Here is a 14550-nt window from a genome sequence, read left to right as displayed (position 1 = left end):
ATCATCCTTTGTTAAGTGATTTCCCTTTACATGAATTAGTTTACATGGAGTATAAAAGAGTGTCAAGTTTTTTTCTTAACATCTTATATTTTTTATAAAAAAGAAGCGGGAATACCGCCTCTTTCACTTTATACTTCTTCTTTTTCTACTAAGTTCGCAAATAAACCATACACATATTGTTCTGGATCAAATTGCTGCAAGTCGTCCATTTGCTCTCCAAGTCCAACAAACTTCACTGGTACGTCCATCTCATTACGAATTGCTAATACAATACCACCTTTAGCAGTTCCATCTAATTTCGTTAAAACAATACCTGAAACATTCGTTGCTTCGCGGAATGTTTTTGCTTGACTTAAACCATTTTGTCCTGTCGTTGCATCAATAACAAGCAAAACTTCATGAGGAGCACCGGGAACTTCGCGTTCAATAACACGTTTTACCTTTTCTAGTTCTTTCATTAAGTTTACTTTATTTTGCAAGCGCCCTGCCGTATCACATAGCAAGACATCTACTTTACGCGCTTTTGCTGCTTGAACAGCATCATACATAACAGCTGCTGGATCAGAACCAGACCCTTGCTTAATTACTTCCACACCAACGCGATCTCCCCATACTTCTAGCTGTTCAATCGCTCCTGCACGGAACGTATCCCCTGCTGCTAATAAAACAGACTTACCTTCCGATTTAAACTTATGAGCCATTTTACCAATTGTTGTCGTTTTTCCAACACCATTAACACCAACAAATAAAATAACCGTTAATTGATCTTGTTGCATGTTAATTTCATTACTGAACTCTTCGTCACCTTTGTAAATTCCTACTAATTTCTCTGAGATAACAGCCTGTACTTCCTTTGGATCTTGAATGTTACGACGCTGCACTTCTTCTTTCAGCTGATCGATAAGCTCCATTACTGTTGCAACACCAACATCTGCACCAATTAAAATTTCTTCCAATTCTTCAAAGAAATCCTCATCGACTTTACGATAGCGATATACTAAATCATTTACTTTATCCGCAAATGAATTTCTCGTTTTTTCTAACCCCTGTTTAAATTTTTCTGTTACAGTATCTGTTTGTTTTGAAATCTTTTCTTTCAACTTTTTAAAAAAACTCATTCTTCTCATCCTTCCTATTCACTTGTAACAAGCTCTTCTTCCCCGTCACCTAATCGAACGGACACAAGCTTAGAAACACCTGATTCTTGCATTGTTACCCCGTACAGTACATCGGACTCTTCCATTGTACCTTTTCGGTGTGTAATCACAATAAACTGCGTTTCATCACTAAATTTCTTCAAATACTGCGCAAAGCGAGCTACATTCGCTTCATCAAGAGCAGCCTCCACCTCATCTAGTACGCAGAACGGAACAGGCCGTACTTTTAAAATACCAAATAGCAATGCAATTGCAGTTAAAGCACGCTCTCCACCTGACAATAAACCTAAGTTTTGCAATTTCTTACCTGGCGGCTGCGCGACAATATCAATGCCCGTATTTAATACATCTTGCGGATTCGTCATTACTAAATCTGCTCTTCCGCCTCCAAATAATTCACAGAATACAGATTGGAACTCCGTTCGGATCGCTTGGAATGTAGTAGAAAAGCGTTTTTTCATTTCTTCATCCATTTCCGTTATAACTTGGTGCAATGTCGCCTTTGCTTCTTCCAAGTCATCCCGTTGCTCTAGCAAGAATGTATGTCTTTCGGCTACACGTTCATATTCATCGATTGCGCCTAAGTTCACTGTTCCCAGCTCTTCGATGGATAACTTAATTAATTTCACCTTTTTACGTGCATCCTCTGCAGGCATCGTCATTGTATATTTCAGTTTTGCTGCTTCAAATGAAATCGTATACGTTTCACGTAAATGTTGCAATCTATTTTCCAATTCAACATCAAGACGATTGATTTTCACCTCTTGATCTTTTAGAATCTCAAGAACATATTTATATCGTCCTTTTGTTTCTTTTACTTCACGTTCTATATGTTCTACCCGTTCCTGCAGGGTTAGGCGTTGCTCACGACGTGAACTAATTAATTCCGATGTTTGATTTCGATCGTATGCTTTCTTTTCAATCATATTCGTAATTTGCTCTTCACCGCTCGAATTGAATGTCATTTCTTGCTTTAAAAACGCTAGGTCTTCCTTTGTTTTTACAAGTGTTCGCTGTGTTTCTTCTTGTTCTTTCGTTAAGCGATCCACTTTTTCTTTTTGATTGGACAAACGTTGCTGCTTTTCTGCAGCTTGTACTTTCAGCTCCGTCATCTCCGTTTGAACTTTTTCTTTCGAAGAATGTTGCTCACTTTTCTGCTTTGTTAAGTCAGCAATTTTTTCATCCAGTCCTGTGATATCTTTTTGAAGACTCGCTAAAATTCCTTCTAGTTCTTCTTTACGCCCTTGCATCTTGACTTGATCTTGTAGAAAACCTTCTATTTCTAAGTCATAAATAGATAAACGATCGTTAATACGATGTTCTTCTAACTCTAGCTGATTAATTTCTTCTTTTAATTTTTGTTCATCTACACGCTCTTGTTCCGCATTGTGACGCAATTCTTTTATTTTAACTTCTTTTTCTTGAATTTCTTGTTTTAACGCTTTAACAAAGTTTTCTAACTTAGAAGTTTTTTCTTCCATTTCAGCAAGCTTCTTACTCCACTCTTCTAATTCTCGCTGTCGTCCTAATAAAGAAGATTTCGCTTGTTTTACAGCTCCACCAGTCATAGAACCACCAGGATTCACAACATCGCCTTCCACCGTTACAATACGGTAGCGATATTGCAGCTGCTTCGCTAGCTCATTTGCACCTCTTAAATCTTTCGCAACAACGACTGTTCCTAATAAATTTGAAACTATATTTTCATATTTATTATTATAATGTACCAATTCTGCTGCAACACCTATAAATGATGGATGTTGTTTTACCATTCTTAGTTGTTCAAAAGATAATGACCTTCCCTTAATAACAGCCTGCGGTAAAAACGTTGCACGTCCATGGCGATTTTGCTTCAAAAATGCAATTGCCGTGCGAGCATGCTCTTCTGTTTGTACAACAACGTGTTGCATCGCTGCACCAAGTGCAATCTCCATTGCAATTTCATATTCCTTCGGTACAGTAAGCAGCTCAGCTACCGCACCTTCAATACCATGTAACTTACCTTCACGTGCCTTCAATACTTCACGTACACCTTGATAAAATCCAGAATATTCTTCTTGCATCTCTTCTAGCATTTCTTTTCGAGAGCGAGCTTGTTGAACAAATTGATACGCTTGATACAATTTTGTTTCATTTTCACTATATTGCGTCTTACATTTTCCAAGCGCCGCTTCTGTTTTTTGTATATTTGTGATAACACTTGTAACTTTCTCTCTTACTTGTTCGTAACCCTCTACAAGTTTTGCCTTTTTAGCTGTAATTTGCATACGCATTTGTACATATTTTTCATTTTCTTCATCAAGGCGTTGATTTTTAGAGTTTTGTTGTTTAAATTGTTCCTCAAGCATAGATAGTTCGTTGCGATGACTTGCTTGTTGATTTAAAAGTTCAATGTAATCCCCTTTTAAATGCTCAATTTGCTCTTCCAGATTTTCTGCATATGTAGAAAGAAGTTTCTCATTTTCGTGCAGCTTCTGCTCTAACTCTTTTACCTGATTTGCGAAATTCATGAGTTCTTCTGTACTTGTTTCGATTTCTCCATCATAAACCTTAGTTTTTTCTGTTAACTCAATGATTAATTGTTCAAGCTGCGCACAATGCGTTGTTGCATTTTGTTTTCTTTCCTTTAACAATTCACGCTGTCCCTCTAACTTTTCTAACTCTTTACTGGAAAGAAGGAGGACTTCTTGCAAGGAATCTACAGATTCATCAATCGCTTGCAATTGCCCGCGTAATTCTTCGAGCTCTGCTTCACTTTTTTGTAAATGCGTTGACATTTTTACTTCTTCATCTTTATTGTGTCCAAACTGTTTTCTAAGTGCTTCCCATTTTTCATGTAATTCTTCAATTTCATATACAATGAGAGCCGCTTCTACTTTTTCTAGTTCTTCTTTTTTCTCAAGATAGTCTTTCGCAATAGAAGCCTGTTTTTCAAGGGGCTCTACTTGACTACTTAGTTCATGAATGATATCTTGCACACGATTTAAATTTTCTTGTGTTTCTGCTAATTTTCCTTCGGCTTTCTTTTTGCGAAGTTTATATTTTAATACGCCCGCCGCTTCTTCAAATACACCACGACGTTCTTCAGGTTTACTACTTAAAATTTCTTCTACTTTCCCTTGACTAATAATCGAGAAAGCTTCTCGCCCCATACCGGAGTCCATAAACAAATCAATAATATCTTTTAATCGACAAGACTGTTTATTAATAAAAAAGTCACTATCTCCTGAGCGAGAAACACGGCGTGTTACACATACTTCATTATATTCAATTGGCAAACGCTGATCTTCATTATTTAAAGTTAACGTTACTTCTGCAACATTAACTGCTTTTCGCGTATCGCTTCCCGCAAAAATAATATCCTCCATCTTTGCACCGCGTAATGACTTTGCAGATTGTTCACCAAGTACCCAGCGGATTGCATCGGTAATGTTACTCTTTCCACTCCCGTTAGGACCCACTACAGATGTTACACCCGGAACAAAATCAACAGATACACGCTCCGCGAAGGATTTAAATCCTGCTATTTCTAATCTCTTTAAAAACACGAAAGGCCTTCCCCCTATTCTCCGTTGTTATAGTCTGTGTCTGTAAAAACAAGCTACTGCACGGATTCATATTTATCTTTTTATATCTAAATGAAAATAAAGTTTCATTCTATGCACAAGGAATCCCCCTCATATAAAGGGGGATTCCTTATGATTGTTCTTTTAACTTTTTCAATGCCTCAGCAGCAGCTTGTTGTTCTGCCTCTTTTTTTGACTTACCGCTACCAAGCCCAAGAGCCACGCTATTTAATGTAACACGTGACACAAATTCTCGATTGTGAGCAGGTCCTTTTTCTTGCAAAATTTGATACTCAATATTACCGCTACCATCACGCTGAATTAATTCTTGTAATTGACTCTTATAATCCATCACATGAGAAAAAGCACCTTCATTAATTTTTGGATATACGATTTCTTTTAAGAATCCCCACACTGTATCCAATCCTTGATCAAGATAAAGGGCACCAATAAACGCTTCAAAGACATCCGCTAATAAGGCCGGTCGTTCACGCCCACCTGTCATTTCTTCACCTTTTCCTAATAGAACGAGATTCCCAAATGACAATTCATTCGCAAAGCGGACAAGAGATGGCTCACACACAATAGCTGCACGTAACTTCGTTAGTTCTCCTTCGCTCATTGTCGGATATTTTTGAAACAAATACTGCGATACAGTTAGTTCTAATACAGCGTCTCCAAGAAATTCAAGACGTTCATTGTCTTCATGTGGCTTTTTTCGATGCTCATTCACATACGATGAATGCGTAAATGCTTGAATCAATAATTTTTCGTCTGTAAACGTAATACCTATTTTTTGTTGAAACGTTTTAAAGGCTTCACGATATTTTGTTTCATATTTTTTTTCTCTATATTTTCGGTACGGCATAGGTCCCTCCAGATATAAGCCGAGAAAGCCCCGCTATAAAACGGGACTTCACTCAAACATTATAGATGACTCTCTATGTAAGTCACAGCATCGCCAACAGTAGCAATTTTTTCTGCTTCTTCATCAGAAATTTCCATTTCAAACTCATCTTCTAATTGCATTACAAGTTCAACTACATCTAGGGAGTCTGCACCTAAATCTTCTTTAAAGCTTGCAGCTGGTACTACTTCTGTTTCTTCTACTCCTAAACGATCCACGATGATTTTCGTTACACGCTCTAAAACATCTGCCATAATTCATTCACCTCCCCTCAAATATTATATTAAATATTTCACAAAAAAACTAGGTGAAATCGTTTCTTTTATTACATTACCATACCGCCATCAACATGTAATGTTTGTCCTGTAATATATTTGCTGTGATCAGCAGCAAAAAACGTTACAGCATTCGCAATATCTTGCGCTTCTCCAAACTTAGCAGCAGGGATCAATTTCAACATTTCTTCTTTTAAGTTTTCTGCTAGTACGTCCGTCATATCGGTAGCAATAAATCCTGGCGCGATGGCATTTACAGTTATATTTCTACTAGCTAATTCTTTAGCAGACGTTTTTGTCAATCCTATTACACCCGCTTTTGCAGCAACGTAATTTGCTTGACCAGGATTTCCTGTAACACCAACAACAGAAGCAATATTAATAATACGGCCGTGACGTTGACGCATCATATAGCGAGATACGGCTTTCGTACATAAGAATACACCTTTTAAGTTTGTATTAATAACTGTATCCCATTCTTCTTCTTTCATACGCATTAATAAATTATCTCTTGTTACACCTGCGTTATTTACAAGAATATCAACTTGTCCAAATGTGTCTACAGTTTGTTTTACCATATTTGCAACATCTTCACCATTAGCAACATCAGCTCTTACTGCGATTGCTTCTGAACCAAGTTTTTTTATTTCATCGACTACTTCATTTGCTTTTTGTTCATTACCAGCGTAGTTCACTACAACCGTCGCACCTTGCTTCGCTAAATCAATTGCAATTGCACGACCAATCCCGCGTGATGCACCTGTTACTAATGCTACTTTCCCTTTTAACATCCGCTTTCTCCTCTCAAATTTGAAATGGTATCTCTCAATGTCTCTTCATCATATATCGCATATACTTTCACAGATGGAGCGATTGATTTCATAAGACCAGCTAGCACTTTTCCGGGTCCAATTTCAATAAATGTATCTACCCCTTGTTCTACCATACGTTCAATCGATGGGTACCATAAAACAGGTGAGTAAAGTTGTTCAATTAGTTTTTCTTGAATATCCGTACTACGTGTAATACAATCTGCCGTAACATTTGCGATAACCGGAATTTTTGCATCTTGAATTGCAATTTCACTTAGTACGCCTTGAAACTTCTCAGCAGCTGGCTTCATTAATGAAGAATGGAATGGACCGCTCACTCGAAGTGGAATCGCACGTTTCGCACCATTTTCTTTCGCTTTTTGAGATGCAAGTTCTACACCTTGTTTTGTTCCAGATATAACAATTTGCTTCGTGCTATTCATATTAGCAACTTGCACCGGATATCCGTCATTCGTCACTTCTTCTGTAACTTGTTTCAGAACATCTGGATCCGCTCCTAAAATAGCAGCCATTGCTCCTTCTCCACTCGGCACAGCTTCTTCCATATATTCACCACGTTTTCTCACAGCATACACAGCATCATCGAATGTCAATGCTCCGGCTGCTACAAGCGCACTATACTCACCCAAACTATGTCCTGCCACATAATCTGGTGTAATATCATATTCTTTCAAAGCTGTTAAAATCGCAAAACTTGTCGTCAACAATGCAGGCTGTGCATTTGTCGTTAATGTCAGTTTTTCCTGCGGCCCTTCAAAAATTACCTCTGAAAGAGACTCCTGTAAAACTTCATCTGCTTTTTGAAATACTTTTGCAACCTCTTTATGATTCTCTGCTAACTGTCTACCCATTCCAACTGCCTGTGAACCTTGGCCCGGAAAAAGAAATGCTAGTTTTCCCATTTCAAATCCTCCTCTTATTGAAGCGACTCTTCCTCCATTACACTTGAAATTGTAGGAATTACTTCTTTCGCTACCATCTCTCTCGTTTGACGAATCGCACTGAATATCGATTGATCACTAGAAGAACCGTGAGCTTTAATGACTGGAGCTTTTAATCCAAATAATGCTGCTCCGCCATACTCCGAATAATCCATTTTATCTTTTAATACCATAAGTTTTGGTTTTAATACTGCTGCTGCTAATTTACTTGTAAATGAACTCATTAATTGTTCTTTTAGCATAGAGAATAACGCAAGCGCTGTTCCTTCTAATGATTTTAATGCTACATTTCCAGTAAAACCATCACACACAACTACATCCGCTACACCTTGTAGTAAATCTCTTGATTCAACATTTCCAACAAAGTTAATCGGTGCATCTTTTAACATAGCAAATACTTGTTTTGAAAGATCGTTTCCTTTCCCATCTTCTGTACCAACATTTAAAAGTCCAACACGTGGATTTTGAATCCCTCTTACTTTCTCAGCGTAAACAGAACCCATAACCGCGTATTGATATAAATGAATTGGTTTTGCGTCGACATTCGCTCCAACATCTAGCATAACAAATCCTTCTCCATCAACAGTTGGCATTGTGGGTGATAAAGCAGGTCGTTCAATCCCTTCCATACGTCCTACCACAAACAATCCAGCAGCCATTAAAGCGCCTGTGCTACCTGCTGATATACAAGCATCTGCTACACCTTCCTTTACTTGCTGTGCTGCAAGTACCATTGAAGCTTGTTTTTTACGGCGAACAGCTCTTACTGGTTCATCCGTTGCTTCAATTATTTCGTCTGTATGAAGTATAGTAATACGCTCTTCATTTGTTAAATGCTGACGAATTTCTTCTTCTTTCCCTACTAGGGTAATATGTAAATCCGAATATTCCTTAATAGCTTTCATTGCTCCTAATACTACTGCTTTTGGAGCGTGATCGCCACCCATTGCATCTATTGCGATTTTCATAAATTGTTACCTTCCTCACTATAATTACTAGATCGATACATTTCAAAAGTGCCTGAAAAAACAAGTTCTTCACCAACAAAGCTATGCACTTTGACAACCGTCCGTCCTTTATCATTCTCCACATCTTCAACGCGCGCTTTAGCAACAACACGTTCTCCTAATTTTACAGGACGAATATATCGAATGGTAGACTTTGCAGTTAAAGCTAGTTCTTCATCAATAACTGCAACAGCTAGTGAGTTTGCTTGAGCAAATAAATGATGCCCACGTGCAATTTGATTTCTTTTAAATACATGCTCCACCTTTACTTCGAAAATGGAAATTGCATGCCTATCTAATTCTATATCAATAATTTCGCCAACTACTTCTTCTAACGGCAAAGATTTCACATCTTCTTCATGCTGCCGTGTCGCTACATGTTTAATTCGTTCTCTTAACTCCGGAATGGATAACTCCATTCGATCAAGACGAACTGTTTGTATGCTTACTTGAAACTGCTCTGCTAACTCTTCATCCGTTATGAACGGATTTGTTTCTATTGTTTGTTGCAATAACGCTTGTCTTTCTTTCTTGCTTTTTCTCTTTTTCATACCGCACCATCCATTTTTATGACTAGGTACTAACAGTAGTATATAATCATTAAAAGTAGAATGCAACAAAAAATTTCGCACATTCGACTTTTAATCAAGCTTTTCTCCTTGAAACACACCTGTTCCTTCAAGATATACGCGAAGCGATGCATACTGTTCATTATGCCAAAACGCTTCTGAATCAACCAGTATGGCTGCATCTTGTCTCGCTGTTTCCAATGCTCGATAATCATGTACCATATCAGCTACCTTAAACTCTGGCAGACCACTTTGCTTACTTCCAAAGAAATCTCCAGGACCACGTAATTCTAAATCTTTTTCTGACAATACAAATCCATCATTTGTTTCCGTCATAATGCGCATTCGCTCTTTTCCAGTTTCCGATTTCGGATCTGCAATTAACAAACAATACGACTGCTCACTTCCACGACCAACACGTCCTCGAAGCTGATGCAATTGCGATAAACCAAAGCGCTCCGCATCATAAATTACCATAACTGTTGCATTTGGCACGTTAACACCAACCTCAACTACCGTTGTCGAAACAAGAATTTGCACTTTATTTTCACTAAATTGCTCCATTACCTCTTCTTTTTCTTGAGAAGATAGACGCCCATGCATTAATCCAACTTGAAACTTCCCTTGATAGTGATGAATCAGCATACTATGCAAATCAATTGCATTTTGCACATCAAGCTTTTCAGATTCTTCAATAAGCGGACAAATGACATAAGCTTGTCTCCCCTTCTTCACTTCCTTTTCTACGAATCCAAGAACACGCTCTAACATATCATGTTTTGCCCAATACGTTTCAATCACTTTACGCCCAGCCGGCATTTCATCAATAATGGAAACATCCATTTCTCCAAAAGCAGTAATCGCCAATGTACGAGGAATTGGTGTCGCTGTCATAAACAACACGTCCGGACTTTCACCTTTCTCTCGTAAAACACGGCGCTGCGCCACACCAAAACGGTGTTGTTCGTCAGTAATAACCAGCCCGAGCCTATGGAAAATGACCTCATCCTGAATTAAAGCATGTGTCCCAACAAGAATATCTATTTCTCCTTGTTCAAGTTTCGCTAAAATCTCACGACGACGTGCCCCTTTAACTGAACTTGTTAATAATTCCACATTCATATTAAAATGAGAGAATGTCTCTGCTAGCGATTGATAATGTTGCTCGGCTAGAATTTCTGTAGGGACCATTAACGCGCCTTGATAATGCGCAAGTTTCGCTGCATAAAGAGCAATTGCAGCTACGACCGTTTTTCCCGACCCAACATCTCCTTGTAATAACCGATTCATTCGGTAAGGAGACTCCATATCCTTCATAACCTCAGAAACAACACGGCGCTGCGCACCAGTAAGTGGGAATGGAAGCGCATCCGTGAATTCTTCTAATTCTTTCATTGAAATCTCTTTTTTCGTTCCCTTCGAACTCTCTCTTTCAATTTTACGCAACGCTTGCATTTTGAGCTGGAATAAGAAAAATTCCTCATATACAAATCGACGACGTGCCTGTTTTAAATCTTCTTGACCAACCGGGAAATGCAGTGCCCGAAGAGCTTCATATCGAGGTAACAACTTGTAACGACTTAGCAAACCATCTGGTAATACTTCAGTTATAGAGTTACCGTATCCTTTTAAAGCTTGCGCAATAAAACGACGCATTTGTTTTACTGTTAATTTCCCTTTTACTGAATACACAGGTTCCACTTCTTGCTGGCGTACGACTGGACCAAAATGAAGCTCGGATACAGAGATTGTTTGGCGATGCTGATCCCATTTACCAGTAATCGCCACCGTTTCATCAAGTTTTAATTTTTGCTTATAATATGGTCTGTTAAAACATACAGCCGTAATTAAATAACGGCCAACAAGTACACGAACAGTAAGGCGCGACTTCTTCTTCCCATAATATTGTAATAAAGGAGCACTATGTACTTTTCCTTCCACCGTTACACGCTCTTCATGCTTCACATCTGCCAAATCTTTCATCGCATAGTCTTCATAACGGTACGGAAAATGCTCTAATAGATGAGAAACTGTATAAATCCCCATCTCATGTAATAATTCAGATGTCTCTCCTCCGATTCCCTTTACATCCGTAACAGGAACTTGCACAATTTCATTCAAGATTTTCACGCTCCGTCACATCATTTTCTTCATTTCATTCTCATCTTATTTCATAGCATTCTATTCACATCTCATTTACAACGATTACCTACTTCCTATAGTAATCGCCCTCTTTCACCTTTTCTATTTTATCATAGGCGTTTTAAAAGAGACTACTCTTACACAACAGTCCAAGGTTTATCTATTACAATTATAGTGAAGCAACTTATAGAAGTTATACACGAAAGAAAAGAGCCTTACTATAACAGTAAGGCTCTTTTTATCATCAATATGCTAGCCTTTTGAATAAGAATCACAGGCAATATATGTCATGCGTTCTCGCTCATTAGCAAGTAAATAATCTATCCTTAGGAAAACTTCATCTTATTCTACAGAGAAAATGAAAGAATATACAGGTTGATTCCCTTGATGAACTTCTACCTCTACATCTTCAAACTTCTCTTCTACAAATGAAACTAACTCTGCAACTTCTTCATCTGCTGCATCTTCACCTTGCAAGATTGTTACGATCTCAGAATCTTCATCAATCATACTTTCTAGCAACTGCTTCGCTGCACCTACTTTTTTAGCATTTGTAGATACAATCTTTCCATCTGCAATGCACATGAAATCATCTTTTTGAATTGATACGCCGTCAATTTCCGTATCACGAACTGCATACGTAACTTGACCTGTTCTCACATGCGCAAGCGCTTCTTTCATATTCTCTTCATTTTCTTCTAGCGTTCCAGCTGGGTTAAATGCTAACATAGCTGCCATCCCTTGCGGAACAGTTTTCGAACGCACTACAATAACTTCTTGATCAACAACAGAGGCAGCTTGTTCTGCAGCCATCACAATATTGCCATTGTTCGGCAAAATGATAATTTTGTCAGCATTCGCTTCTTCAATTGCTTTCACGATATCCTCCGTGCTTGGATTCATCGTTTGACCACCTTCGATAACTTGTGTTGCACCAATGCTCTCGAATAAGTTCTTAATTCCAGATCCCATCGCTACAGTTACAATACCATATGGTTGTTTCTCTTTCACTGGAGTTACCTTCTCAGGCATTGTTACTGGATCGTCTAATAAAGCAGTATGCTGTTCACGCATATTTTCTACTTTAATCTTAATTAAACTACCATAACGTTGACCATAGTTCATCGCATCTCCCGGATGCTCAGCATGAATATGAACTTTTACGATTTCATCATCTGATACAACAAGTAGTGAATCACCATATACGCTAATATCTTCACGGAATTTTTGTTCTGAGAAATTATGTTCCTTTACTTTTTCAGGCTCTAATTTCACCATAAACTCCGTACAATATCCATATTTAATATCTTCTGTACTCAATTGGCTTTGTACACTACGGTGATGCTCCGCACGTACCATTTCATTCATAGATGGTTGCGCCGGTACATCAGAAGAAATTGTTTCTCCTTTTAAATCAGCTAAAAAGCCTTCATATACAACTACAAGACCTTTACCACCGCTATCTACAACGCCAACTTGTTTTAATACAGATAATAAATCCGGCGTACGATTTAACGATGCATTCGCTTCTTTTACAACGTCTTCCATAAACAAAACAAAGTCGCGCTGTTTTTTCGCAACTGTGACTGCATATTTACCCGTTTCTCTTGCAACTGTTAAAATCGTTCCTTCAATCGGCTTCATAACCGCTTTATACGCCGTTTCTACACCAGCTTCTAAAGCTGCCGCAAAATCAACTGTTGTTAATTCTTCTTTTTGTTCAATGGATTTAGAGAAGCCACGGAACAACTGAGATAAAATAACACCTGAGTTACCGCGAGCTCCCATCAATAATCCTTTTGCTAAACTTACGCCGACTTTACCAGCATGCTGTGAAGGGTTTGCTTTCACCTCACGCGCACCTGAAGTCATTGATAAATTCATATTTGTACCGGTATCGCCATCTGGAACTGGAAAAACGTTTAATGCATCAACAAGCTGCACATTGTTTGTTAAATTATTCGCTCCTTGAATAATCATTTGTGATAAACGTTTTCCATCAATTTTTTGAATTGACACAGATTTTCCTCCTTAATGCACATTACAAGTTTATTACTTTAACTCCTTGTACGTAGATGTTTACAGAATCTACTGCTAGTCCTACCGTTTGGTCTAATGTATATTTCACTTTCGTTTGGACGTTATGTGCTACCTCTGAAATTTTTGTACCATAGCTCACAATAATATACATATCAATATGTACTTCATCTTCGTCTTTACGAACAATAACGCCTCTAGTGAAGTTTTCTTTTCGTAAAATTTCTGTTAATCCATCTTTTAATTGATTTTTTGAAGCCATACCAACGATACCGTAGCAATCTACCGCGGCACCTCCAGCAATCGTTGCAATTACATCTGTACTAATATCAATTTGACCGTACTTCGTTTTAATTTCAATTGACATCTCGTTTCCCCCTTCATAAATGGTGAAAGTGAGCTAGACTACTTTAATTACTATCATATAATCTTTTCAAAGAAAATTCCATCGTTCTTTCTTTTCGCTCTCATATTTTGTACTCATTATTACAATTTTCCATGACGAGCAAAATAGTCCATTGTTATTATACAACATGTATCACTATAATATGTCAAGTAATTTTTCTTGATTTCTACTTTTCTTTACTGACATTTAGTGTCAAGTAATTTTTCTTGATTTCTTTTTTATACACTGTTGCATTCTCTTTTTAGTTGTGTTAAATTATAGTAGTGTTTTTAGCATCGCATAAAAGACTAACATTGAAAAATTACGTATGGTAAGGTAGTTAAGGGAGGGAAATATAGATGGCTCGTGTTTGTGCTATTACTGGAAGAAAAGCTCGTTCTGGTAACTCTCGTTCTCACGCAATGAACGCTACAAAACGTAAATGGGGCGCTAACCTTCAAAAAGTTCGCGTACGCATCGACGGTAAAGTTCAACGTGTTTACGTTTCTGCTAGAGCATTAAAATCTGGCAAAATCGAACGTGTTTAATAATAAAAAAAAGAGCCACTAGGCTCTTTTTTTATTATCACCATGAAAAAAGCACCATTAATGGTGCTTTTTTAGTCCTTTTTAAAGGTATTTAACACCGCGCGAACAATTCCACCAAGAAATTTAGGTAACTTAATTGTATAAAATCTCATGGTTTCCCTCCTAATCCCCATTACTCCACTT

The 14550-nt window shown here is 37.9% G+C and carries 13 protein-coding genes; 1 reads left to right on the top strand and 12 read right to left on the bottom strand.

Going from position 1 to position 14550, the window contains the following annotated elements:
• Nucleotides 1-128: 128 nt before the first annotated feature.
• The 11 genes from ftsY to LOK41_RS07140 form a co-directional block, all read right to left on the bottom strand.
• Nucleotides 129-1118 carry a signal recognition particle-docking protein FtsY gene (gene ftsY, locus LOK41_RS07190; protein WP_174101814.1) on the bottom strand — a complete coding sequence of 330 codons (990 nt, stop codon included), beginning with the start codon at nucleotides 1116-1118 and terminating at the stop codon, nucleotides 129-131.
• A 14-nt stretch (nucleotides 1119-1132) separates the two neighbouring features.
• Complete coding sequence (gene smc / locus LOK41_RS07185) at nucleotides 1133-4705, bottom strand: chromosome segregation protein SMC (protein ID WP_241815854.1); 3573 nt, start codon at nucleotides 4703-4705, stop codon at nucleotides 1133-1135.
• A 148-nt stretch (nucleotides 4706-4853) separates the two neighbouring features.
• Nucleotides 4854-5591 (bottom strand): ribonuclease III, encoded by a 738-nt coding sequence (rncS, locus tag LOK41_RS07180; protein ID WP_241815850.1) that lies wholly within the window; start codon nucleotides 5589-5591, stop codon nucleotides 4854-4856.
• Between the two features lie 59 nt (nucleotides 5592-5650).
• Entirely contained in the window at nucleotides 5651-5884 is a 234-nt protein-coding gene (gene acpP / locus LOK41_RS07175; RefSeq protein ID WP_000786063.1) for an acyl carrier protein, read from the bottom strand.
• A gap of 71 nt (nucleotides 5885-5955) precedes the next feature.
• Nucleotides 5956-6696: a 3-oxoacyl-[acyl-carrier-protein] reductase gene (gene fabG / locus LOK41_RS07170; protein WP_241815846.1), complete on the bottom strand. Its 741-nt coding sequence runs from the start codon at nucleotides 6694-6696 to the stop codon at nucleotides 5956-5958.
• The gene (gene fabD, locus LOK41_RS07165; RefSeq protein ID WP_241815844.1) at nucleotides 6690-7640 is read right to left on the bottom strand and encodes an ACP S-malonyltransferase; all 951 of its coding nucleotides are present in this window, start codon (nucleotides 7638-7640) and stop codon (nucleotides 6690-6692) included. The genes fabG and fabD overlap by 7 nt, the downstream gene beginning before the upstream one ends.
• A gap of 14 nt (nucleotides 7641-7654) precedes the next feature.
• Nucleotides 7655-8647: a phosphate acyltransferase PlsX gene (gene plsX / locus LOK41_RS07160; RefSeq protein ID WP_241815842.1), complete on the bottom strand. Its 993-nt coding sequence runs from the start codon at nucleotides 8645-8647 to the stop codon at nucleotides 7655-7657.
• Nucleotides 8644-9237: a transcription factor FapR gene (gene fapR / locus LOK41_RS07155; RefSeq protein ID WP_241815841.1), complete on the bottom strand. Its 594-nt coding sequence runs from the start codon at nucleotides 9235-9237 to the stop codon at nucleotides 8644-8646. The genes plsX and fapR overlap by 4 nt, the downstream gene beginning before the upstream one ends.
• Before the next feature lie 90 nt (nucleotides 9238-9327).
• On the bottom strand, nucleotides 9328-11376 hold the full coding sequence (recG, locus tag LOK41_RS07150) for an ATP-dependent DNA helicase RecG (RefSeq protein WP_241815840.1): 2049 nt from the start codon (nucleotides 11374-11376) through the stop codon (nucleotides 9328-9330).
• Between the two features lie 363 nt (nucleotides 11377-11739).
• Nucleotides 11740-13416 (bottom strand): DAK2 domain-containing protein, encoded by a 1677-nt coding sequence (locus LOK41_RS07145; RefSeq protein ID WP_241815839.1) that lies wholly within the window; start codon nucleotides 13414-13416, stop codon nucleotides 11740-11742.
• A 22-nt stretch (nucleotides 13417-13438) separates the two neighbouring features.
• Nucleotides 13439-13801, bottom strand: a complete 363-nt coding sequence (locus LOK41_RS07140) for an Asp23/Gls24 family envelope stress response protein (RefSeq protein WP_000021111.1) — start codon at nucleotides 13799-13801, stop codon at nucleotides 13439-13441.
• Between the two features lie 377 nt (nucleotides 13802-14178).
• On the opposite strand from LOK41_RS07140, the gene rpmB reads away from it, so the two are divergent.
• Entirely contained in the window at nucleotides 14179-14367 is a 189-nt protein-coding gene (rpmB, locus tag LOK41_RS07135) for a 50S ribosomal protein L28 (protein ID WP_000124776.1), read from the top strand.
• A 71-nt stretch (nucleotides 14368-14438) separates the two neighbouring features.
• On the opposite strand, the gene spoVM is transcribed toward rpmB, so the two are convergent.
• Nucleotides 14439-14519 carry a stage V sporulation protein SpoVM gene (gene spoVM, locus LOK41_RS07130; protein WP_001213600.1) on the bottom strand — a complete coding sequence of 27 codons (81 nt, stop codon included), beginning with the start codon at nucleotides 14517-14519 and terminating at the stop codon, nucleotides 14439-14441.
• Nucleotides 14520-14550 lie beyond the last annotated feature (31 nt).

It is taken from the genome of Bacillus sp. TL12, from assembly GCF_022625245.1.
GTDB lineage: Bacteria > Bacillota > Bacilli > Bacillales > Bacillaceae_G > Bacillus_A.
Note: the sequence above shows the minus strand (reverse complement) of the source record. Positions and strands in the feature narration are given on the sequence as shown.

What these genes read in the sequence shown, in the direction of transcription:
- ftsY (WP_174101814.1), bottom strand. Translation starts at nt 1,118, where the DNA reads ATGAGTTTTTTTAAAAAGTTGAAAGAAAAGATTTCAAAACAAACAGAT.
- rncS (WP_241815850.1), bottom strand. Translation starts at nt 5,591, where the DNA reads ATGCCGTACCGAAAATATAGAGAAAAAAAATATGAAACAAAATATCGT.
- acpP (WP_000786063.1), bottom strand. Translation starts at nt 5,884, where the DNA reads ATGGCAGATGTTTTAGAGCGTGTAACGAAAATCATCGTGGATCGTTTA.
- fabG (WP_241815846.1), bottom strand. Translation starts at nt 6,696, where the DNA reads ATGTTAAAAGGGAAAGTAGCATTAGTAACAGGTGCATCACGCGGGATT.
- fabD (WP_241815844.1), bottom strand. Translation starts at nt 7,640, where the DNA reads ATGGGAAAACTAGCATTTCTTTTTCCGGGCCAAGGTTCACAGGCAGTT.
- plsX (WP_241815842.1), bottom strand. Translation starts at nt 8,647, where the DNA reads ATGAAAATCGCAATAGATGCAATGGGTGGCGATCACGCTCCAAAAGCA.
- fapR (WP_241815841.1), bottom strand. Translation starts at nt 9,237, where the DNA reads ATGAAAAAGAGAAAAAGCAAGAAAGAAAGACAAGCGTTATTGCAACAA.
- LOK41_RS07140 (WP_000021111.1), bottom strand. Translation starts at nt 13,801, where the DNA reads ATGTCAATTGAAATTAAAACGAAGTACGGTCAAATTGATATTAGTACA.
- rpmB (WP_000124776.1), top strand. Translation starts at nt 14,179, where the DNA reads ATGGCTCGTGTTTGTGCTATTACTGGAAGAAAAGCTCGTTCTGGTAAC.
- spoVM (WP_001213600.1), bottom strand. Translation starts at nt 14,519, where the DNA reads ATGAGATTTTATACAATTAAGTTACCTAAATTTCTTGGTGGAATTGTT.